This window comes from Rhodobacter sp. P1_C2 (genome assembly GCF_056406375.1).
In genome coordinates, this window is the sequence record NZ_JBFUAG010000004.1 from 222,145 (window position 1) to 240,685 (window position 18,541).

Below are 18,541 nucleotides of genomic sequence, written 5' to 3' on the forward strand. Positions count from 1 at the left end.
TCTTGCCGATTGTCACGCGGGGCGGCGCGCGCGGGTGTGGACCTGCCGCAGCCTGCCGGATAAATTGGCAGCCTGAACCGAACCGGGAAGAGGGGCAAACCATGATCCGCAAGCTGGCAGAGGGCGAGGGCTTTGCCGTCTTTTCGCTGGGCGATGTCGAGGTTGTGGCGCTGTGCGACGGCCATGTCGACATGCCGGTCAGCCGTTTGCGCCTTGCGGGCGATGCGGCGCTGCCGGATGAGGCCTTGGCGGGCGTGCCAAGGGTCGGGGGCCAGCTGCGCCTCAGCGTCAATGCCTTCCTGATCCGGCACGGCGGCGCGTCCCTCTTGATCGACACCGGCGCCGGCGATGCCTGGCATGCGACAATGGGCCGCGTGCCGGCAGCGCTGGCGCGGGCCGGGATCGACCCTGCGACCATCGGTGCTGTGGCCCTGACCCATACCCATATCGACCATCTGAGCGGCCTTGCCCTGCCCGATGGCCGCCCGGCCTTTCCCGCCGCAAGCGTGATCCATGTCCCCGCAGCCGAGATGGAGCTTTTCGCCGCCGAGCCCCGCATGGCGCCCTTCCGCGCCCTCTGCCGCCCCCTGAGCGCCGGGCAAAACCTGTTGGGCTGCGTGACCGCCGTGGCGGCCCCCGGGCATGAGGTGGGCCACACTTCCTACCGGGTTCAGGGCTCCGAGGGCGGGGTGCTGATCTGGGGCGATCTGGTGCATGTCCCCGCGCTGCAATTCGCCCGGCCCGAGGTGACCTGGGAGTTTGACGCCGATCAGGACCGCGCCCGGACCAGTCGCGAAGCACTGTTGCGGTTGGTGGTGGCGGAAGATCTCGCCGTGGCCGGGGCGCATCTGGACTTTCCGGGCCTCGGCCGCGTTGCGCAGGCGGGGCAGGGCTACAGTTTCACGCCGCTTTGACCCGTGTCAGGGCGGCGGGCGGCGGTATTGCAGCCCTACTCCGGCAAGGGCGCGACGGCCCAGCCCCTTTGCGCCAGAAGGTTCAGCACGCCCTTCTCGCCCGGCAGATGCAAGGCACCGAAGGCGGCCAGAACCGGGCCCTTGGCGGCCTCGGCCTCCAGCACCGCGATCCAGCGCGCATTGCGCCCGGCGATCATCGCTCCATCGACCAGCGTGTCCGCACGGTCGGCCTCGGCCCCCGTCATGCCGGGCATGGCGGGCAGACGGTCCAGGGCGAAGGTGACGAAAAGCTGGCTCTCGCCGGCGAAATAGGCCGCACCCAGCGTGGCCGACATGTCATCGGCCATGGCATTGGTGGCGACCACCCGGTTGAGGGAAGCGATCTGATCGTCGAGGCTGAGGCCTCCGAAGACCTGCAGCAAAGTGTCATAAGGCTCGAGGGCAACGATGGGCAGACCCCGCGCTTCGGCCTTGGCGATCAGCCGCTTGTCGAGACCCTGGTCGCTGCCCGGATTCATCGGGAAAAGGCACGGCGGCAGGCCCAGGACCGTGGTCAGCATCCAGGGGCGCAGGCGAACGCCCATGGCGGGCGGCATCCCGCGGTCCGACAGCGCCGTCAGGAGGTTGTGCCAGGCTTCGGGCGACATCCGGTCCTTGAGGTTTTGCCCCGCGGGCAGCAGCAAGAGACTGGGGTCAGAGGCGACGCGGTCCTTGAGCGCCTTCTCCTCCTGCGGCCCGGCCTCGACCAGCAGGGCATGTGCCCCTTCCAGCGCGGGTTCCAGCCGGGCGAGGAGCGGGGCAAAGCGCGGGTCGGCCAGATGATAGGTGCCGGCCAGCGTGATCGTCTGGCCCTGCCGCGTTGCCGTCCAGAGATTGCCATGGGCAAAGGGCACCTCCGCCTCGGCCCGCAAGGCCGCAAGCTCCTGCGCAGGCAAGGCGGCGATCAGGTCGCGGCCGTGACATTCCGCCGCCCGCGCCGGGGCCGCGACGGCAGGCCAGAGGGCGAGGAGGCAGGCGAAAACCGAAAGGCGCATGGCAGTTCCCTTGCTGGACTTTGCGCCAGCCTGTCATTTCGCCGGGCAAAGTGCCAGAGCCCGCGCGCAACCGAAGGAGGAGGGCGTCCGCGCCCCCTCGCGCCGACAGCCTTAATGCAGCCCAAATTGCTGCACGCATTCGCCGCTATTTGAAAGGATATCAGCGGAATCCTTTGTGCATCACCCCAAGCCGGTACAGGACGCCCCATGACCATCTATAAATTCAGCACTTTGACCAACAATCAGAAGATCACCTTCGATCCCCTGCATGACGTGCTGTTCTTCGACACCGCCATCCGTCCGGCCGAGCTGCTGATCAACGGAACCTTGAGCGGGGTGCAGTTTTCGGTGAACGGCACCTCGATCGTGCTCTCCGGCATCTCGCTGGATGATCTGGGGGTCAGCTCGGCCACCGCGCTGCCCAATGTGAAATTCGCCTCGCCCGGCGTGCTTCTGGTGGGCGAGGGCACCACGGGCAGCGACGGCGACCTGCCCAACCTGATCCTCGGCGGCACGGGGGATGACGCGCTGGTGGGGCTTGGCGGCAATGACACGCTGGATGGCGGCGTGGGCGGCGACCTCATGGTGGGCGGGCTGGGCGATGACCTCTACAAGGTCGACAACGTGGCCGATGTCGTCACCGAAGAGAACAACACGATCAGCGGGGCGGGGATCGACCGGGTCGAGGCCTCGGTCACCTATACCCTGACCAACTATGTCGAGAACCTGACCCTGACCGGCAATCTCGCGATCAACGGCACGGGCAACACGCTCAACAACGTGCTGATCGGCAATGCGGCCGACAACGTGCTGAACGGCCTGACCGGCGGCGATACGATGAGCGGCGGCGATGGCAATGACACCTATTACGTCGACAGCGCCAACGACCGGGTCTACGAGACCAACAGCGACCCCGCCCAGATCGACAGCGTGGTCTCCTCGATCAGCTATATTCTCGGCGCCAACCTGGAGAACCTGTCGCTGATCGGCAGCATCTCCAACTCGGTCGGGATCGGCAACGCGCTGGACAACCATGTGACCGGCAATGCCGTAGCCAATGTGCTGAACGGCGGTTATGGCGCCGATACGCTGACCGGTGGCGACGGCAATGACATCTACATCGTCGATGACGCGGGCGACGTGGTCTTCGAAAGCTCCAACAGCGTGGCGCAGATCGACCTCGTGGCCAGCACGATCAGCTATGTGCTGGGCGACAATGTCGAAAACCTGCGGCTGCTCGGCACCGCCGATCTCAATGCGACCGGCAATGCGCTGAACAACACGCTTTTCGCCAATGCCGGCAACAATGTGCTGGACGGGCAGGGCGGCATCGACACGGTGTCCTATGCCAGCGTCAACCTCACCGGCCTCGTCCTGTCCAGCCTGACCACCGTGACCACGGTCAATGCCGTCTCCACCGCCGGGGTGATCGTCGATCTGAACATCACCGGCTTCCAGGACACCCAGGGCTCGGGCTTTGACAAGCTGATCGGGATCGAGAACCTGACCGGCAGCGGCTTCAGCGACGAGCTGACCGGCAATGCCGGCAACAACGTGCTGGACGGCGGCGCCGGAGCCGATGTGCTGACCGGCGGCAAGGGCAATGACACCTATTACGTCGATGGCGCCGATGTGGTGATCGAACAGGCAGGTTCGACGGAAGGCATCGACACGGTGCATTCGACCGTGTCCTACCGGCTGACGGCAAATGTGGAATATCTCTACCTCGACGGCTCTGCCGCCAATGGCATCGGCAACAACCTCGAAAACCGGCTTTTCGGCAATTCCAGCGCCAACTTCCTCGATGGCCGCGCCGGGGCCGACAAGATGGACGGCGGGGCGGGCAACGACACCTATGTGATCGACAACCTCGGCGACGAGATCAGCGACAGCTCGGGCACCGATCTGGTGATGACCTATATCAACCACAACCTCGCCTCCTCGATCGAGAATCTGCGGCTGATGGGCACCAATGCGCTGAACGGCAATGGCAACGGGCTCAACAACTTCGTCTGGGTCAATATCGGCGACAACGTGGTGGACGGCGGCGGCCAGCAGACGACCACCGGGCTGAAGGGCGACACGATCTCTTACGAATTCGGCGCCACCTCCGGCATCACGTTGGATCTGTCGCTGACCGGGGCGCAGTCCACCGGCGGTTCGGGCACCGACACCATCTCGAACTTCGAGAACCTGACCGGCAGCAACTACAACGACCTCTTGGCGGGCAACGAGGGGGCGAACATCCTCGATGGTCTGGCCGGGGTCGATACCGTCTCCTATGCCGCCTCGACCGTGGCGGTGACCGTCGATCTGACCTCGCAGACCGCCGTCGCGGGCGCCATCGTCGACACCGTCCTCAACTTCGAGAACATCACCGGCAGCGCCTATGACGATCTGATGATCGGCGATCTGCGCCGCAACGCCTTTGACGGCGGCAACGGGGCGGACACGGTGTCCTACCAGAACGTCAAGGAGGGCGCGGGCGGCGTCGTGGCGGACCTTTCCATCATCGGCGCGCAGAACACCCGGGCCGCGGGCTATGACACTTTCGTGCGGATCGGTAACACCACGCGGTCGAGCATCGAGAACCTCACCGGCTCGGTCAATGACGACAAGCTGAGCGGCGACGAATACAACAACGCCCTGAACGGCAGCGCCGGCAACGACTCGCTCTTCGGCGGCAATGGCGCGGATTCGCTGACCGGCGGGACCGGCGATGACCTGATCAACGGCGGCAATGGCAGCGATACGGCGATCTTCGTCGGCACCGACAAGATCACCGTCGATCTGAACCTGACCGACGCACAGGACACCGGGCAGGGCCTCGACAAGCTGGTCGCGATCGAGAATGTCGTCTCGGGCGATGGCGACGACCTGCTGACCGGCAACACCCAGAACAACGCCCTGAGCGGCGGCTTCGGCAATGACACGCTGATCGGCGGCGCGGGGTCCGATGTGCTGACCGGGGGCGCCGGGGCAGACCGGCTGACCGGCGGGTCGGGCACCGATGCCTTTGTCTTCAATACCGAATTCGGCATCGACAATGTCGACCGCATCACCGATTTCAACGTGGCCGACGACACGATCCGCCTGGCCGATGCAATCTTTTCGGGAATCGGCACCGGGGCTCTGGCGGCCTCGGCCTTCGTGGCCAATGCCTCGGGCCTCGCGGCGGATGGCTCCGACCGGATCATCTACGAGACCGACACCGGCAACCTCTACTACGATGCCGACGGCAATGGTGCGGGCAGTTCGGTGCTGTTTGCCGTGCTCAATGCCAACCTCGCGCTGACCAATGCCGATTTCCTGGTGATCTGAGCGCTGCCCGCGCGGCACCCTTCGCTGAACAGTCCCACCCGGCCGGAGCCCCCGCTCCGGCCGGGTTTTTTCCAGCGACCTTCCGCCGCTGATCGGTCAGTTTTTCATGCCTTGGCAGTTGACAGACTCACGCGAAATGCCTACCTCAAGCGTCGTTAGCACTCGACGTGCGTGAGTGCTAATCGAGATTAACCTGGAACCTAGGGAGTGTTACCAGATGGCTTTCAAACCGCTTCATGACCGCGTGCTGGTCAAGCGTATCGCCGCAACCGAAAAAACCAAGGGCGGCCTGATCATTCCGGAAAGCGCCAAGGAAAAGCCCGCTGAAGGCGAGATCGTTTCCGTTGGCGAAGGCGCGCGCAAGGATTCGGGCGAGCTGATCGCACCCTCCGTCAAGGCTGGCGACCGCATCCTGTTCGGCAAATGGTCGGGCACCGAAGTGACGCTGGACGGCGAAGAACTGCTGATCATGAAGGAAAGCGACATCATGGGGATTATCTCCTAAGTCGCCTTTCCGGTCCGGCGGGCGCCGCCCGCCTTCCATCCATCCATTCAAACGGGAGTTAGCACAATGGCTGCTAAAGACGTACGTTTTGACACCGACGCCCGCGACCGCATGCTGCGCGGCGTGAACATCCTGGCTGACGCTGTGAAGGTGACCCTGGGCCCGAAAGGCCGCAACGTGGTCATCGACAAGTCCTTCGGCGCTCCGCGCATCACCAAGGACGGTGTGACGGTTGCCAAGGAAATCGAACTGGCCGACAAGTTCGAGAACATGGGCGCCCAGATGGTGAAGGAAGTCGCTTCCCGCACCAATGACGAAGCTGGCGACGGCACCACCACCGCCACCGTTCTGGCCCAAGCCATCGTTCGCGAAGGCATGAAGGCCGTCGCGGCCGGCATGAACCCGATGGACCTGAAGCGCGGCATCGACATGGCGACCTCCAAGGTTGTCGCGGCGATCAAGGCGGCGGCCCGCCCGGTCAAGGACTCGGACGAAGTGGCGCAAGTCGGCACCATCTCGGCCAACGGCGAAGCCCAGATCGGCCGTTTCATCGCTGATGCGATGCAGCGCGTCGGCAACGAGGGTGTGATCACCGTCGAAGAAAACAAGGGTCTCGAGACCGAAGTCGAAGTCGTCGAAGGCATGCAGTTCGACCGCGGCTACCTGTCGCCCTACTTCGTGACCAACGCCGACAAGATGACCGCCGATCTGGAAGACGTGTTCATCCTGCTGCACGAGAAGAAGCTCTCCTCGCTGCAGCCGATGGTCCCGCTGCTGGAAGCGGTGATCCAGTCGCAGCGCCCGCTGCTCATCATCTCGGAAGACGTCGAAGGCGAAGCGCTGGCGACCCTCGTGGTCAACAAGCTGCGTGGCGGATTGAAGATCGCCGCCGTCAAGGCTCCGGGCTTCGGCGACCGTCGCAAGGCCATGCTGCAGGACATCGCGATCCTGACCGGCGGCCAGGTCATCTCGGAAGACCTCGGCATGAAGCTGGAGTCGGTCACCATCGACATGCTGGGCCGTGCCAAGAAAGTCTCGATCACCAAGGACAACACCACCGTCGTTGACGGCGCTGGCGCCAAGGCCGAGATCGAAGCGCGTGTCGCCCAGATCCGCACCCAGATCGAGGAAACCACCTCGGACTACGACAAGGAAAAGCTGCAAGAGCGCGTGGCCAAACTGGCTGGCGGCGTTGCGGTGATCCGCGTCGGCGGCATGACCGAGATCGAAGTGAAAGAGCGCAAGGACCGCGTGGACGACGCCCTGAACGCGACCCGTGCGGCCGTGCAGGAAGGCATCGTCGTCGGCGGTGGCGTGGCCCTGGTCCAGGCGGCGAAAGTGCTGCATGACCTCGTCGGCGCCAACTCCGACCAGCAGAACGGCATTTCCATCGTGCGTCGCGCCCTGGAAGCTCCGCTGCGCCAGATCGCTGAAAACGCTGGCGTCGATGGCGCTGTCGTGGCCGGCAAGGTGCGCGAATCCACCGACCCGACCTTTGGCTTCAACGCTCAGACCGAAGAATATGGCGACATGTTCGCTTTCGGCGTGATCGACCCGGCCAAAGTGACCCGCACCGCGCTGGAAGATGCGGCCTCGATCGCCTCGCTGCTCATCACCACCGAAGCAATGATCGCCGATCGCCCCGAGCCGAAGTCGGCTGGCGGCATGGGCGGCGCCGGCGGCATGGGCGGCATGGGCGGCATGGACGGCATGATGTAATCTGCTGCCGCCCAAAGGCACATACGGAAAGGGCGTCCCCCGGGGCGCCCTTTTTCCTGTCAAAAGGCGCGCCTGCGGCGCAAGACCTTGTCTCGCCTCTGGCCTGCGGCCAACCGGCTCGGGTGTGCCTCCGGCGGGGATATTTGCCCCAGTGTGAAAGCCGGAGGCGATCTTGCCCCTTTCATACTGGCGCAAATATCCACTGGGGTTTCTCAAGGGGAGGCGTGCCTCCCCTTGAGGCAGGGGGTGCGGGGGACGGCAGTCCCCCGTGGCCGGAGCCGCCGCGCGCCCACCGGTCAGAGCGGTTTGGCCAGACGGTGGATGCGGTGACCGGTTTCGGCGTCATCGCGGAAGATGCCGGTGGCGGCAAAGCCCATGCGTTCCCAGAAGGCGCGGCCGCGTGGGTTGGCTTCGAGGACAGCAAGGCAGATCTGCGGGCAGGCGCTGGCGCGGGCCTCGGCCTCGACATGGGCGTAGAAGGCGGCGCCGAGACCGGCGCTTCTGGCGCGCGGGGCGAGGATCATCAGGCCGAGGTAGGCATCCTGCGGCGCGGGATAGCCGAAGGAGAGTTCTGCCACCCCGCTCAGCTGACCTGCGAGAAAGAGGCCAAGCCGTTGCGAGCGGGCGGCGTCGCAGCTGGGCGGGCCGGCGGTGAAGACCTCCTCGACCTCCACCGCGCCGGGCGGGTGGCCGCGCCAGAGCAGGTAATAATCCTGCGCCTCGCGCAGCATATCGGCCACGGCGGGGCGGTCGGCAAGGGGCTCAAGACGGCGGATCAGGGCTGGTTTGGGCATTCTATCGCGAGGATCTCCAGATCGACCGCGCCGGAGGGTTTGCGCCAGCTGACGCTATCGCCGATCGAGGCGCCGATCAAGGCGCGCGCCAGCGGCGATTGCGGCGCGATGCGGCCCTGTGCTGGATCGGCCTCGTCCTCGCCGGTGATCTCGTAGCGCGCGGTCGTGCCGTCTTCGGCTGCGACGGTGACCAGATGGCCGAAGGCCACGGTTTCCACCCCTTGTGCTGCAATATCGACCGGGATCGCGCTGCGCAGCCGGGCCTCGAGATACCTGATGTCGCGTTCGGCTGCCGCCTCGGGGAGTTTGTCGAGCCTGTCGGCCCTGGACTTCAGCGCCGCCAGATCGGCCTGGCGGGCGCGCAGCCGGTCCTGCAGCGCCACCAATCCGCGCGGCGTCACATAATTCGGATGCGGCGACAGCGGCAGATCGGGCAGGGGGTCGAGCCCGCCATCACCCTCTTTCACGAAGGCCCGGCTCATCGCACCAGCCGCTCCAGCGGGTCATAGGTCAGGCCGCTGTCCTCCCAGGCCACCTGCACCAGGCTGTCGGGCTTGAACCGGATCATCCGCTGGCGCAGCTCCGCCTGCGAGAAGAAGCGGCGGTCGGTCACCACGCGCGCCGGGTCACGCCAGCGCTGATCGATCTCTCCCCCGGTCACCGTGCAGCGGAAGAAGATGTCGACCTGGTGAAAGCCGCTCGCCGGGTCGTGGAATTCGTTGATCAGGGCCGGGGCGCCGACGCTGATCCGCAGGCCGGTCTCCTCATGCACCTCGCGGATCAGATTGGCATGCAGCGAGGCGCCGGCCTCGACCCCGCCACCGGGCGCGCACCACAGATCCGACCTGCCGCCGGGGAAGGCATTGACCAAGAGAAGCCGGTTCTCTTGCAGGATCAGGGCACGGGCGGCAAGGCGGGGGGATCTGGGGGCCATGCCTCAGGCTTAAGCGTCAGGGCGCGTTTGTCCAGCTTTTATGCAAAGGCCGCGGCCCTCTCTTGCCGCCGCTCGGACCACAGAAGATAGGTCGAGCCGACGAGGATCAGCGCGATGCCCAGCCAGTAGCTGCCCCGCGGCACATCGCCGAAGATCAGCCAGCTGACGAAGATGTTGGAGAAAAGCTTCAGATCGTCAAAGGGTTGCACAAAGCCCGCATCCGCCGCCGCATAGCTCAGCGTCAGGAAATGCTGCGCGCCGTAGATCATCACCCCGCCGGCCAGCAACAGCGCCAGCACCTCGCCCGAGGGCAGTTCGAACCCGGCCTGCCAGGACAGAACCCCGTTGATCGGCGTCAAAAGCACCAGAAGCCAGAGCGTGATGGCGCTTTGCGTCTCGTCCCGCGTCAGGCGCTTGGTGATCAGCGAGGCTGCGCCCCAAAGAAGCGCTGCCGCCAGCGGGTAAAGCGCGCTCAGGGTCATCCCGCCCTCCCAGGGCCGCAAGAGGACCATCGCCCCGGCAAAGCCGATCCCGGCCGCGATCCAGCGGTGGGGCGACACCGCCTCGCCCAGAAACATCCTGGCCCCCAAGAGCACGAAGAAGGGCGAGGTCATCACCAGCGCCACCACATGCCAGACCGCCATGCCGCTGGCAAAGGCGGCGGTAAAGGCTTGCACGCCAAGGGCCGACAGAAGCACGCGGATCAGGTGCAGGCCGGGATGGCGGCTGCGCAGGCCCGCGATGCCCGCGCGCCAGAGGTAGGGCAGCGAGAAGAGCGTGGCGATCGCATATTGCCAGAAGGCATCGGACTGTGGCCGAAAGCCGAGAAAGGCTGTGACCTTGAAGGTCACCGCATTGGCCGCCGCAAAGCACAGGCCCGCCAGCACCATGAAGGCGGCGCCCTGGAGCGGTCGGGCCGGTCGCGTGATCGCTGGCATCGCATTCTCCTTCAGGCCCTGCGCCGGCTTGGCATAGCCTTGGCCGCCGACGCGGGCAAGCCGGCACGCCTTGCCCTTGCGCCGGGGCGGCAGCGGGACATATCAGGGGGAATGCGCCGCTCTGCCGCCCTGTTCCTGACCACCCTTGCCGCACTCGGGACCAAGCCCGCCAGTGCCGATTGCGTCGTGCTGTTGCATGGGCTGGCGCGGACCGAGGCTTCGCTGGTGCTGATGGATGCCGCCTTGCGGGCGCGGGGCTATCAGGTGATCAACGAAAGCTATCCCTCGACCCGGGCCACGCTGGCCGAACTGGCCGAAGGGGTGGGCACGCGCGTTGCGCGCTGTGCGCCGGGGGGGCAGGTGCATTTCGTCACCCATTCGATGGGCGGCATCCTCTTGCGGCTGTGGCTGCGCGACAACCGGCCGGAGAATCTGGGCCGGGTGGTGATGCTGGCCCCGCCCAACCAGGGCTCGGAAGTGGTGGATGCGATGGGGGGCATGGCGGCCTTCCGCTGGGTCAATGGCCCGGCGGGGGGAGAGCTGGGCACAGGCCCCGGCTCGGTGCCGCGCAGCCTGCCACCGGCGGATTTCGAACTGGGGGTGATTGCCGGGACAAGATCGCTCAACCCCATCTTCTCGCGGATGCTGCCGGGGCCGGATGATGGCACGGTCTCGGTCGCCTCGACCAAGGTCGCGGGCATGAAGGCGCATCTGACCCTGCCGGCCAGTCACACCTTCATGATGAACTCGCCCGAGGTGATCGCGCAAACCCTTGCTTTCCTTGCCACCGGCGCCTTTGCCCCGGGGATGACCTGGCGCGGCGCCCTTGCATCCTTGATTGCGCCGGGGCCGGAAGGGCGTAGAACGACGCCATAGCCCTTCCTTTCACAGGTCCGCCGATGCCCTTTCATTATGCCGCCATTGCCCGCGCCATCGCCCAGCAATCCGGACGCCCGGCCGCCTTCATGCTCGCCGCCGGCGTCATCCTGGTCTGGATCGTGACCGGCCCGATCTTCGGCTTTTCCGACACCTGGCAGCTGGTGATCAACACCGGCACCACGATAGTCACCTTCCTGATGGTCTTCCTGATCCAGAACACCCAGAACAGCGACACCAAGGCGATCCAGATCAAGCTGGACGAGCTGATCCGGGTCACCAAGGGCGCCCATAACGCCTTGATGGATCTGGAGGAGCTGGAGGAAGTCCATCTGCAGGACTTCCGCCGCCGCTATGCGGCCCTCGCCCGCAGCGCGCGCGAGAATCTGGCCCAGGGCATCGAGGATACCGACACACCCGAGGCCTGAGCCTCACTTCGCCGGTTTCACCCGGTTGACATGGCCCATCTTGCGGCCCGGACGCGGCGCGCCCTTGCCGTAAAGGTGCAGGGCGGCGTGACGCTCGCGCGCGATGGCGGGGACCTTGAGAACGTCATCGCCGATCAGGTTTTCCATCACCACATCGGAATGGCGCGAGCCGTCACCCAGAGGCCAGCCGGTCACGGCGCGGATATGCTGTTCGAACTGGTCCACCGCGCAGCCGTTCTGCGTCCAGTGGCCGGAGTTGTGGACTCGGGGGGCGATCTCGTTGACGATAAGGCCCTCTGCGGTGACGAACAACTCCACCCCCAGCACGCCGACATAATCGAGCGCGTTGAGGATCTTGGCCGCAAGCAGGATCGCATCGGTGCGCTGGCCGGGGGTCAGCTTGGCCGGAACCGTGGTGGTGCGCAGGATGCCGTCCTTGTGGACATTCTCGCCGGGGTCGAAACAGGCGACCGAACCGTCAAGGCCGCGTGCCGCGATGACGGAAACCTCGTGGCTGAAGGTCACGAAACCTTCCAGCACGCAAGGCTGCGTCATGCCGAGCCTGGCCGCCTCGGCCGCATCGGGGGAGGGGAGGCGGACCTGGCCCTTGCCGTCATAGCCAAGCCGGGTGGTCTTCAGGATCGACGGCGTGCCGACCGTGGCAATCGCGGCCTCCAGATCGGCGGGGGTGGCGACCTCGGCATAGGGCGCGGTCGGCAGGCCGAGGGAGGTGAGGAAATCCTTCTCCAGCATCCGGTCCTGCGAGGTCGCCAGCGCCTTTCGGTTCGGGCGGATCGGCTTGAGGCTTTCCAGAAGGTCGAGCGCCGAGGTCGGCACATTCTCGAACTCGTAGGTGATGACATCGACGCTGGCGGCAAAGGCGCGCAGGGCGGCTTCATCCTCGTAAGGTGCCGTGGTCACCGCATGGGCCACCTCGCCCGCCGGAGGATTGGCGCCGGGTTCATAGATATGGCAGCGAAAGCCAAGGCGCGAGGCTGCAACCGACAGCATCCGGCCGAGTTGCCCGCCGCCGAGAATGCCGATGACCGATCCTTGCGGCAGTTCACTCATCTTTCGGCTCCTCCGGGATCGAGGCGGAAAGCGCCTCGCGCCAGGCGTCGAGCCTTGCGGCGAGGTCGGCATCGTTGAGGGCGAGGATTCCCGCCGCCATCAGGCCCGCATTGGCCGCACCCGCGGCGCCGATGGCCATGGTGCCGACCGGATAGCCCTTGGGCATCTGGACGATGGAATAAAGACTGTCGACGCCGGAGAGGGCCCGGGTCTGGATCGGCACACCGATCACCGGCACCCTGGTCTTGGAGGCCATCATGCCCGGCAGATGCGCAGCCCCCCCGGCACCGGCGATGATCACCTGCAAGCCGCGGGCGACGGCGCTTTTGCCGAAATCCCACAGCCGGTCCGGCGTGCGGTGGGCCGAGACGATCTTGGCCTCGTAAGCCACGCCCAGCTGATCCAGCACGAGGGCTGCTTCCTTCATCGTCGGCCAGTCGGACTGGCTGCCCATGATAATTGCGACCTGAACGCCCATCGGCCCCTCCAAGGTGATGGGTCGAATTATACTGGGGAGGGGTTCAGGGCAAGAGAGAGGATCACGCGCCCCGTCCGGCCACGACGGTCCGGCAAGATGGGCAGATTGCCCATCCTACACCCGGAGACCTGCGCCCTGGTCCGGCGGTTCAGGCGATGATATCGGGGATCATGTCGTCCTCGATCTTCACGATCTGGTCTTTCAAGGACAGTTTCTGCTTTTTCAGCCGGCGCAGGGTCAGCTGATCCGGGCGGCCGGAGAGTTCCAGGGCATGGACGGCCTCATCCAGATCACGATGCTCACGCCGCAGCACTTCCAGACGGATGCGCAGCATTTCGTCAAAGTTCAACTCGTTCGAGGCATTCATGGGCGGGTCGCGGAAAAAGGATGTCATGCCCGACATGATACAATGATTCGTCGCGTCTGGGCGAAAATTCAGCAGGGAAATGAACGCCTCAGCGCAGATTTCTTCCCGCCCGCGCCCGGGCGATCCCCCTCTTGCAGCCCGCGCCCCGCCGCCCCATATTTCACCCATGCGGATGCCTTCGGGGTCCGCCCGGATATGTCGCTTGCGAAAGGACATGAGCATGACAAAACTGACTTTTGGCGCCCATCCCTATCTTCTGGGCTTTGAACAGCTTGAAAGACTGGTCGAGCGTACCGCCAAGACCGCCTCGGAGGGCTACCCGCCCTTCAACATCGAGGCGACCTCGGACAATACCTACCGCATCACCCTGGCCGTCGCCGGTTTCCGCGAGGAGGACCTGCAGATCACCGTGGAGGATCGCCAGCTGGTGATCCGCGGACGTCAGGCCGAGGATATCGTGGACCGCGTCTATCTGCACCGTGGCATCGCCGCCCGCGCCTTCCAGCGCAGCTTCGTGCTGGCGGATGGGGTGGAGGTCGGCGGCGCCGATCTGGAACATGGGCTTCTGCATGTCGATCTGCATCGGCAGGCGCCCGAGACGGTGGTGCAAACCATCCGCATTGGTTCGAAGTGAAAGGGCAAGATCATGGATGTGAAATTCGACAATCTGCCGGGCGCTGACCTGGTCGCGGAGCGCGCCATCGTCTATGTGCGCCCGGTCGCGGTGGCCGATCTGTCGGCCGAGCTGCAACAACAGGCCGAGGGGTTCAAGACGCTTTATGCCGTGCACCGCCCCGATGGCGAAAGGCTGGCCCTGGTGGCCGACCGCAAGCTTGCCTTCGCACTGGCCCGCCAGAACGACATGGCGCCGGTCTCGGTGCACTGAGGCGGCCCTGGCCCTGTAAAACAAGGTCTGCTCGGCGCGGATAAGCAGAATGCCGAGCAGAATATCCCCCTAAAACTGGAGTTATAGGGGCGATTTCGCCGATTTCTTAAGCCTTCCGGGATATTGCTGCATCTGCACGGCCACGCTTTATGCAGTAGCAGAACAACGGAACAGGGGCGGACAGGCCGCACCCTGCCAGATCCCGAAGGAAGACGAGAATGGCCTCCAGAACAGCATATAGCGGCGTACAGATCGGGCTTCACTGGGCGGTTGCCCTGTTGATTGCGGCAAACTACTTCATCTCCGAGGGCATGGGCGAGGCGCTGGATGCCCGTCTGGCCGGCGACCCGGTCCTTGGCTTGACGCCGGTCTGGCATGTCTGGGCGGGCACGCTGTTGCTGGCGCTGGTGCTGTTGCGCATCGTGGTGCGCCTGATGACCGGCGCGCCCGCACTCGAAGGGCCGAAGACCCTTGCCACAAGGGCGGCGGAGGCGGGGCATCTGGTGCTTTACCTTCTGATGCTGGCGGTGCCGGTCCTTGGCGCGGTGACCTGGTTCGGCATGACCGACAGCACCGGCGATCTGCATGTGCTGCTGATGAATGTGCTGATGGTCTTCATCCTGGGCCATGCCGCCGTGGCGATCTTCCACCACTATGTCCTGAAGGACCGCGTCCTCAGCAAGATGACCCCGCTGCGCTGATCCTTATGTGATCGGCAAAGCGGGCGAGATAGGCGCGCAGTTCTGCCACCTGTCCCGGCTCGGCCATCGCAGCCTCCACCTCGGCGGGGCTGCGCTTGCCTTGTGGAAAGCGCGCAAAGACCTCGGGCGCAAAGCCCGAGGAGACGGTGGCCAACACCCGGCGCAGATCGGCCAGCACATCCTCGCCCCGGTGCGAGGCGTGGATCAGGGCGATCGGCTTGGCCGTAAGCTCGGGGCGCGAGACCAGCCAGTCCAGCGCGTTCTTGAAGGCGCCTGGCAGGGCATGGACATATTCCGGGCAGGCGATCACCAGCCCATCGGCCGCCGCCACCTCTGCCGCAAAGGCCAGCACCGGGGCGGGCGTGAGGTCACCCTCAAGATCGGGTGAGAAGGCGGGCAGGCTGGCAAGGCCAGTCCAGACTTCCACCCGCAGCGGCGGCTCGGCCGCCCGCGCCAGCGCGTGCAACAGGGCGGTGTTGGTCGAAGCCGCCCGCAGGCTGCCAGACAAAGCCAGAATGCGCATCCTTCCTCCCCCTCATGCAAAACGCCGCCCTGAACCTCGGGGCGGCGTCTGATCTTTCCGGCGAAGGACGCGGGATCAGCCCTTGATCAGGCCCATCTGCTCCAGCTTCAGGATGACCTGATGCGCGCAATGGTCGACCTCGACCCCGGTGGTGGCCAGCACCAGCTCGGCATTGGTCGGGACTTCATAGGGGTCGGAGATCCCGGTGAATTCCTTGATCTTGCCTTCGCGGGCCAGCTTGTAGAGGCCCTTGCGGTCGCGCTTTTCGCAATCCTCGACCGAGGTCGCGACATGCACTTCGATGAAGGCGCCATAGGCCTCGACCATCTCGCGCACGGCGCGGCGGGTCGCGGTATAGGGCGCAATCGGCGCGCAGATCGCGATGCCGCCGTTCTTGGTGATCTCGGAGGCGACATAGCCGATGCGGCGGATATTGATGTCGCGGTGCTCTTTCGAGAAGCCGAGTTCCGAGGACAGATGCTTGCGCACCACGTCACCGTCCAGAATGGTGGTCGGACGGCCGCCCATTTCCATCAGCTTGACCATCAGCGCATTGGCGATGGTCGACTTGCCCGAGCCGGACAGGCCGGTGAAGAAGACGGTGAAGCCCTGCTTGTCGCGCGCCGGCGAGGTCTTGCGCAGCTGCGCGACGACTTCCGGGAAAGAGAACCAGGCCGGGATGTCCAGACCTTCGCGCAGGCGGCGGCGCAGTTCGGTGCCGGAAATGTCCAGAACCGTGCAGCCTTCCGGCACTTCGTTGGCGGGGTAGTACTGGTCACGTTCCTGCACATAGACCATGTGCTTGAAGTCGACCATCTTCACGCCGATTTCGGATTCGTATTTGGTGAAGAGCTCTTGCGCGTCATAGGGACCGTAGAAATCCTTGCCCTGGGAGTTCTTGCCCGGGCCGGCATGGTCACGGCCGACGATGAAGTGGGTGACGCCGTGGTTCTTGCGGATCAGCCCGTGCCAGACGGCCTCACGCGGGCCGGCCATGCGCATGGCGAGGTTCAAGAGCGACATGGTGGTGGTCGACTGCGGATACTTGTCCAGCACCGCCTCGTAGCAGCGGACGCGGGTGAAGTGGTCCACGTCGCCCGGCTTGGTCATGCCGACGACCGGGTGGATCAAGAGGTTGGCCTGGGCTTCCTTGGCGGCGCGGAAGGTCAGCTCCTGGTGGGCGCGGTGCAGCGGGTTGCGGGTCTGGAAGGCCACGACCTTTTCCCAGCCCAGCTTCTTGAAATAGGCGCGCAATTCGTTCGGCGTGTCGCGACGGGCCTTGAAATCGTAGTGGACCGGGGCCTGCAGCCCTTCGATCGGGCCGCCGAGGTAGACCGGGCCTGCGACATTGTGCAGATAGTTGATCGCCGGATGGGCAAGGTCATCGGCGCCATAGCCAAAGACCTTCTCGGCCTCGAGCTTCTTGTTGGGCACCCATTTGTCCGAAACGGTCATCACGGCCAGAATGACACCCTCGGCATCGCGCAGCGCGATCTTGGTGCCCGGGGCGACGCCCTCGGCAAACTTTTCCGACACGTCCAGCGTTATCGGCATCGGCCACAGCGTGCCATCGGCAAGACGCATGTTCTCGACGACGTTGTTGTAATCGGCCTCGGTGTTGAACCCTTTGAGCGGGCTGAAGCCGCCATTCATCAAAAGCTCCAGATCGCAGGCCTGGCGGGCCGTCAGATCCCAGGAGGGCATGGAGCCGGCCTCGACCTTCAGGCGGGCGGCATCCGACGCGGAAACATAGAGATCGGGAATCGGGGCGTGGTTGGAAATCGACATCAGGAGCTCGCTTTTAGGACAACCAGAAGGGCAGCGCCTGCCGCCCGTTGCAGCGGCTTTTGACCCGGAATGCGCCGAACAATCAAGCCGAAGGGCGCCGTTCCTGAGAAAAAGGGCGAAAATGCCGCAAAATCCCGCTGATCGGGGCCAGTTTTTTGGTCGAAGGAAAGAAGGAGGAAGAAGGTTCGCGCCGATCCGCGCATTTCAGATCGGCAGGGGTCTTCCAGAAAGACACGCGCCCTGGCCGCGTGCGGGGGCTTGCGCGGCCTCAAGGGGCGCGCAAGCCGGTTTGCGTCAGTGGCCCGACAGCCAGCGTTCGGCGTCGAGCGCCGCCATGCAGCCCATCCCGGCCGAAGTGACGGCCTGACGGTAGACATGGTCGGTCAGATCGCCCGCGGCGAAGACGCCGGGGATGGCGGTGCGGGTGCTGCCCGGCTCGACCTGGACATAGCCGCCATTGTGCAGGGGCAGCTGGTCCTTCACCAGTTCCGAGGCCGGCGCATGGCCGATGGCAACGAAGAAGCCATGGCAGGGCACGTCCTTGACCTCGCCCGTCTGCAGGTTGCGGGTGCGCACGGCGGTGACGGAGGAGGGCTCGTCGGTGCCCAGAACCTCGGTCACTTCGCTGTTCCAGAGAAGCGAGATCTTGGGATGCTTGAAAAGCCGGTCCTGCAGGATCTTTTCGGCGCGCAAGGAGTCGCGGCGGTGGATCAGCGTGACCTTGGAGGCGAAATTGGTCAGGAACAAAGCCTCTTCCACCGCGGTATTGCCGCCACCGATCACCACGACCTCCTTGCCGCGGTAGAAGAACCCGTCGCAGGTGGCGCAGGCCGAAACGCCAAAGCCCTTGAACTTCTCCTCCGAGGGCAGGCCGAGCCATTTCGCCTGGGCCCCGGTCGCAAGGATCACCGCATCGGCGGTATAGACCGTGCCGCTGTCCGACTGGGCGGTGAAGGGCCGCTTCTGCAGATCGAGGCTGGTGATATAGTCAGAGATGATCTCGGCCCCCATGTCGCGGGCGTGCTCTTCCATCCGGACCATCAGGTTGGGGCCCTGGACCTGCACATCGCCGGGCCAGTTCTCGACCTCGGTGGTGATGGTCAGCTGGCCGCCGGGCTGCAGGCCCTGCACCAGGATCGGCTGCAGCATCGCGCGCGACGCATAGACCGCCGCCGTATAGCCCGCCGGACCCGAGCCGATGATCAGAACCTTGGTATGCCGCGTCTCGCCCATTTTCGCCCTCATCCGGTTTTCCGAGGCTGTG

20 protein-coding genes are annotated in these 18,541 nt (G+C 65.2%); 9 read left to right on the plus strand and 11 right to left on the minus strand.

What is annotated here, in order from left to right; translation table 11 throughout:
- The first annotated feature begins 101 nt into the window (after positions 1 to 101).
- Positions 102 to 914 carry an MBL fold metallo-hydrolase gene (locus tag AC1DZT_RS08200; protein ID WP_478006129.1) on the plus strand — a complete coding sequence of 271 codons (813 nt, stop codon included), beginning with the start codon at positions 102 to 104 and terminating at the stop codon, positions 912 to 914.
- A 35-nt stretch (positions 915 to 949) separates the two neighbouring features.
- Here AC1DZT_RS08200 and AC1DZT_RS08205 read toward each other — a convergent pair whose 3' ends face one another.
- Complete coding sequence (locus AC1DZT_RS08205) at positions 950 to 1,948, minus strand: TraB/GumN family protein (RefSeq protein ID WP_478006130.1); 999 nt, start codon at positions 1,946 to 1,948, stop codon at positions 950 to 952.
- 207 nt (positions 1,949 to 2,155) lie between these two features.
- On the opposite strand from AC1DZT_RS08205, the gene AC1DZT_RS08210 reads away from it, so the two are divergent.
- The 3 genes from AC1DZT_RS08210 to groL all read left to right on the plus strand — a co-directional run bounded on the left by AC1DZT_RS08210 (position 2,156) and on the right by groL (position 7,493).
- Positions 2,156 to 5,269, plus strand: coding sequence for a beta strand repeat-containing protein (locus AC1DZT_RS08210; RefSeq protein ID WP_478006131.1), 3,114 nt, complete (start codon positions 2,156 to 2,158; stop codon positions 5,267 to 5,269).
- Positions 5,270 to 5,486: 217 nt separating this feature from the next.
- On the plus strand, positions 5,487 to 5,774 hold the full coding sequence (locus AC1DZT_RS08215) for a co-chaperone GroES (RefSeq protein ID WP_478001881.1): 288 nt from the start codon (positions 5,487 to 5,489) through the stop codon (positions 5,772 to 5,774).
- A gap of 66 nt (positions 5,775 to 5,840) precedes the next feature.
- Positions 5,841 to 7,493, plus strand: a complete 1,653-nt coding sequence (gene groL / locus AC1DZT_RS08220; protein WP_478006132.1) for a chaperonin GroEL — start codon at positions 5,841 to 5,843, stop codon at positions 7,491 to 7,493.
- Between the two features lie 296 nt (positions 7,494 to 7,789).
- Here the strand turns inward: groL and AC1DZT_RS08225 are convergent, their stop codons facing one another.
- From AC1DZT_RS08225 to AC1DZT_RS08240, 4 genes are read right to left on the minus strand one after another with little or no spacing between them, the layout of a single operon-like run.
- Positions 7,790 to 8,287, minus strand: a complete 498-nt coding sequence (locus AC1DZT_RS08225; protein ID WP_478006133.1) for an N-acetyltransferase family protein — start codon at positions 8,285 to 8,287, stop codon at positions 7,790 to 7,792.
- Positions 8,269 to 8,769, minus strand: coding sequence for a GreA/GreB family elongation factor (locus AC1DZT_RS08230; RefSeq protein WP_478006134.1), 501 nt, complete (start codon positions 8,767 to 8,769; stop codon positions 8,269 to 8,271). The genes AC1DZT_RS08225 and AC1DZT_RS08230 overlap by 19 nt, the downstream gene beginning before the upstream one ends.
- Complete coding sequence (locus AC1DZT_RS08235; RefSeq protein WP_478006135.1) at positions 8,766 to 9,221, minus strand: NUDIX domain-containing protein; 456 nt, start codon at positions 9,219 to 9,221, stop codon at positions 8,766 to 8,768. Before AC1DZT_RS08235 ends, AC1DZT_RS08230 begins: the two co-directional genes overlap by 4 nt.
- A gap of 38 nt (positions 9,222 to 9,259) precedes the next feature.
- On the minus strand, positions 9,260 to 10,159 hold the full coding sequence (locus AC1DZT_RS08240; protein ID WP_478006136.1) for a DMT family transporter: 900 nt from the start codon (positions 10,157 to 10,159) through the stop codon (positions 9,260 to 9,262).
- A 111-nt stretch (positions 10,160 to 10,270) separates the two neighbouring features.
- On the opposite strand from AC1DZT_RS08240, the gene AC1DZT_RS08245 reads away from it, so the two are divergent.
- The gene (locus AC1DZT_RS08245) at positions 10,271 to 11,035 is read left to right on the plus strand and encodes an alpha/beta hydrolase (protein WP_478006137.1); all 765 of its coding nucleotides are present in this window, start codon (positions 10,271 to 10,273) and stop codon (positions 11,033 to 11,035) included.
- Between the two features lie 23 nt (positions 11,036 to 11,058).
- A complete protein-coding gene (locus AC1DZT_RS08250; protein ID WP_478006138.1) occupies positions 11,059 to 11,463 on the plus strand; it encodes a low affinity iron permease family protein in 405 nt (134 codons plus the stop codon).
- A gap of 3 nt (positions 11,464 to 11,466) precedes the next feature.
- On the opposite strand, the gene AC1DZT_RS08255 is transcribed toward AC1DZT_RS08250, so the two are convergent.
- The 3 genes from AC1DZT_RS08255 to AC1DZT_RS08265 form a co-directional block, all read right to left on the minus strand.
- Positions 11,467 to 12,534, minus strand: coding sequence for a 5-(carboxyamino)imidazole ribonucleotide synthase (locus AC1DZT_RS08255; protein ID WP_478006139.1), 1,068 nt, complete (start codon positions 12,532 to 12,534; stop codon positions 11,467 to 11,469).
- Positions 12,527 to 13,012: a 5-(carboxyamino)imidazole ribonucleotide mutase gene (gene purE, locus AC1DZT_RS08260; protein ID WP_478006140.1), complete on the minus strand. Its 486-nt coding sequence runs from the start codon at positions 13,010 to 13,012 to the stop codon at positions 12,527 to 12,529. The genes AC1DZT_RS08255 and purE overlap by 8 nt, the downstream gene beginning before the upstream one ends.
- Before the next feature lie 148 nt (positions 13,013 to 13,160).
- Complete coding sequence (locus AC1DZT_RS08265) at positions 13,161 to 13,379, minus strand: YdcH family protein (RefSeq protein ID WP_478006297.1); 219 nt, start codon at positions 13,377 to 13,379, stop codon at positions 13,161 to 13,163.
- Positions 13,380 to 13,599: 220 nt separating this feature from the next.
- Between AC1DZT_RS08265 and AC1DZT_RS08270 the strand changes: the two genes are divergently transcribed.
- From AC1DZT_RS08270 to AC1DZT_RS08280, 3 genes are all read left to right on the plus strand, one after another.
- Entirely contained in the window at positions 13,600 to 14,013 is a 414-nt protein-coding gene (locus tag AC1DZT_RS08270) for an Hsp20 family protein (RefSeq protein WP_478001893.1), read from the plus strand.
- Between the two features lie 12 nt (positions 14,014 to 14,025).
- Positions 14,026 to 14,265, plus strand: a complete 240-nt coding sequence (locus AC1DZT_RS08275) for a DUF1150 family protein (RefSeq protein ID WP_478006141.1) — start codon at positions 14,026 to 14,028, stop codon at positions 14,263 to 14,265.
- A 218-nt stretch (positions 14,266 to 14,483) separates the two neighbouring features.
- A complete protein-coding gene (locus AC1DZT_RS08280) occupies positions 14,484 to 14,966 on the plus strand; it encodes a cytochrome b (protein WP_478006142.1) in 483 nt (160 codons plus the stop codon).
- Here the strand turns inward: AC1DZT_RS08280 and AC1DZT_RS08285 are convergent.
- The 3 genes from AC1DZT_RS08285 to trxB form a co-directional block, all read right to left on the minus strand.
- Complete coding sequence (locus AC1DZT_RS08285) at positions 14,941 to 15,489, minus strand: NADPH-dependent FMN reductase (RefSeq protein WP_478006143.1); 549 nt, start codon at positions 15,487 to 15,489, stop codon at positions 14,941 to 14,943. The two genes, AC1DZT_RS08280 and AC1DZT_RS08285, sit on opposite strands and share 26 nt — an antisense overlap.
- Positions 15,490 to 15,564: 75 nt before the next feature.
- Positions 15,565 to 17,277 (minus strand): bifunctional sulfate adenylyltransferase/adenylylsulfate kinase, encoded by a 1,713-nt coding sequence (locus AC1DZT_RS08290; protein ID WP_478006144.1) that lies wholly within the window; start codon positions 17,275 to 17,277, stop codon positions 15,565 to 15,567.
- A 294-nt stretch (positions 17,278 to 17,571) separates the two neighbouring features.
- The gene (gene trxB, locus AC1DZT_RS08295) at positions 17,572 to 18,510 is read right to left on the minus strand and encodes a thioredoxin-disulfide reductase (protein WP_478006298.1); all 939 of its coding nucleotides are present in this window, start codon (positions 18,508 to 18,510) and stop codon (positions 17,572 to 17,574) included.
- Between the last annotated feature and the right edge of the window lie 31 nt (positions 18,511 to 18,541).

Bases quoted from the DNA above. Each gene is read 5' to 3' on its own strand.
- AC1DZT_RS08200 (WP_478006129.1), top strand. From the start codon at position 102: ATGATCCGCAAGCTGGCAGAGGGCGAGGGCTTTGCCGTCTTTTCGCTG.
- AC1DZT_RS08205 (WP_478006130.1), bottom strand. From the start codon at position 1,948: ATGCGCCTTTCGGTTTTCGCCTGCCTCCTCGCCCTCTGGCCTGCCGTC.
- AC1DZT_RS08210 (WP_478006131.1), top strand. From the start codon at position 2,156: ATGACCATCTATAAATTCAGCACTTTGACCAACAATCAGAAGATCACC.
- AC1DZT_RS08215 (WP_478001881.1), top strand. From the start codon at position 5,487: ATGGCTTTCAAACCGCTTCATGACCGCGTGCTGGTCAAGCGTATCGCC.
- groL (WP_478006132.1), top strand. From the start codon at position 5,841: ATGGCTGCTAAAGACGTACGTTTTGACACCGACGCCCGCGACCGCATG.
- AC1DZT_RS08225 (WP_478006133.1), bottom strand. From the start codon at position 8,287: ATGCCCAAACCAGCCCTGATCCGCCGTCTTGAGCCCCTTGCCGACCGC.
- AC1DZT_RS08230 (WP_478006134.1), bottom strand. From the start codon at position 8,769: ATGAGCCGGGCCTTCGTGAAAGAGGGTGATGGCGGGCTCGACCCCCTG.
- AC1DZT_RS08235 (WP_478006135.1), bottom strand. From the start codon at position 9,221: ATGGCCCCCAGATCCCCCCGCCTTGCCGCCCGTGCCCTGATCCTGCAA.
- AC1DZT_RS08240 (WP_478006136.1), bottom strand. From the start codon at position 10,159: ATGCCAGCGATCACGCGACCGGCCCGACCGCTCCAGGGCGCCGCCTTC.
- AC1DZT_RS08245 (WP_478006137.1), top strand. From the start codon at position 10,271: ATGCGCCGCTCTGCCGCCCTGTTCCTGACCACCCTTGCCGCACTCGGG.
- AC1DZT_RS08250 (WP_478006138.1), top strand. From the start codon at position 11,059: ATGCCCTTTCATTATGCCGCCATTGCCCGCGCCATCGCCCAGCAATCC.
- AC1DZT_RS08255 (WP_478006139.1), bottom strand. From the start codon at position 12,534: ATGAGTGAACTGCCGCAAGGATCGGTCATCGGCATTCTCGGCGGCGGG.
- purE (WP_478006140.1), bottom strand. From the start codon at position 13,012: ATGGGCGTTCAGGTCGCAATTATCATGGGCAGCCAGTCCGACTGGCCG.
- AC1DZT_RS08265 (WP_478006297.1), bottom strand. From the start codon at position 13,379: ATGAATGCCTCGAACGAGTTGAACTTTGACGAAATGCTGCGCATCCGT.
- AC1DZT_RS08270 (WP_478001893.1), top strand. From the start codon at position 13,600: ATGACAAAACTGACTTTTGGCGCCCATCCCTATCTTCTGGGCTTTGAA.
- AC1DZT_RS08275 (WP_478006141.1), top strand. From the start codon at position 14,026: ATGGATGTGAAATTCGACAATCTGCCGGGCGCTGACCTGGTCGCGGAG.
- AC1DZT_RS08280 (WP_478006142.1), top strand. From the start codon at position 14,484: ATGGCCTCCAGAACAGCATATAGCGGCGTACAGATCGGGCTTCACTGG.
- AC1DZT_RS08285 (WP_478006143.1), bottom strand. From the start codon at position 15,489: ATGCGCATTCTGGCTTTGTCTGGCAGCCTGCGGGCGGCTTCGACCAAC.
- AC1DZT_RS08290 (WP_478006144.1), bottom strand. From the start codon at position 17,277: ATGTCGATTTCCAACCACGCCCCGATTCCCGATCTCTATGTTTCCGCG.
- trxB (WP_478006298.1), bottom strand. From the start codon at position 18,510: ATGGGCGAGACGCGGCATACCAAGGTTCTGATCATCGGCTCGGGTCCG.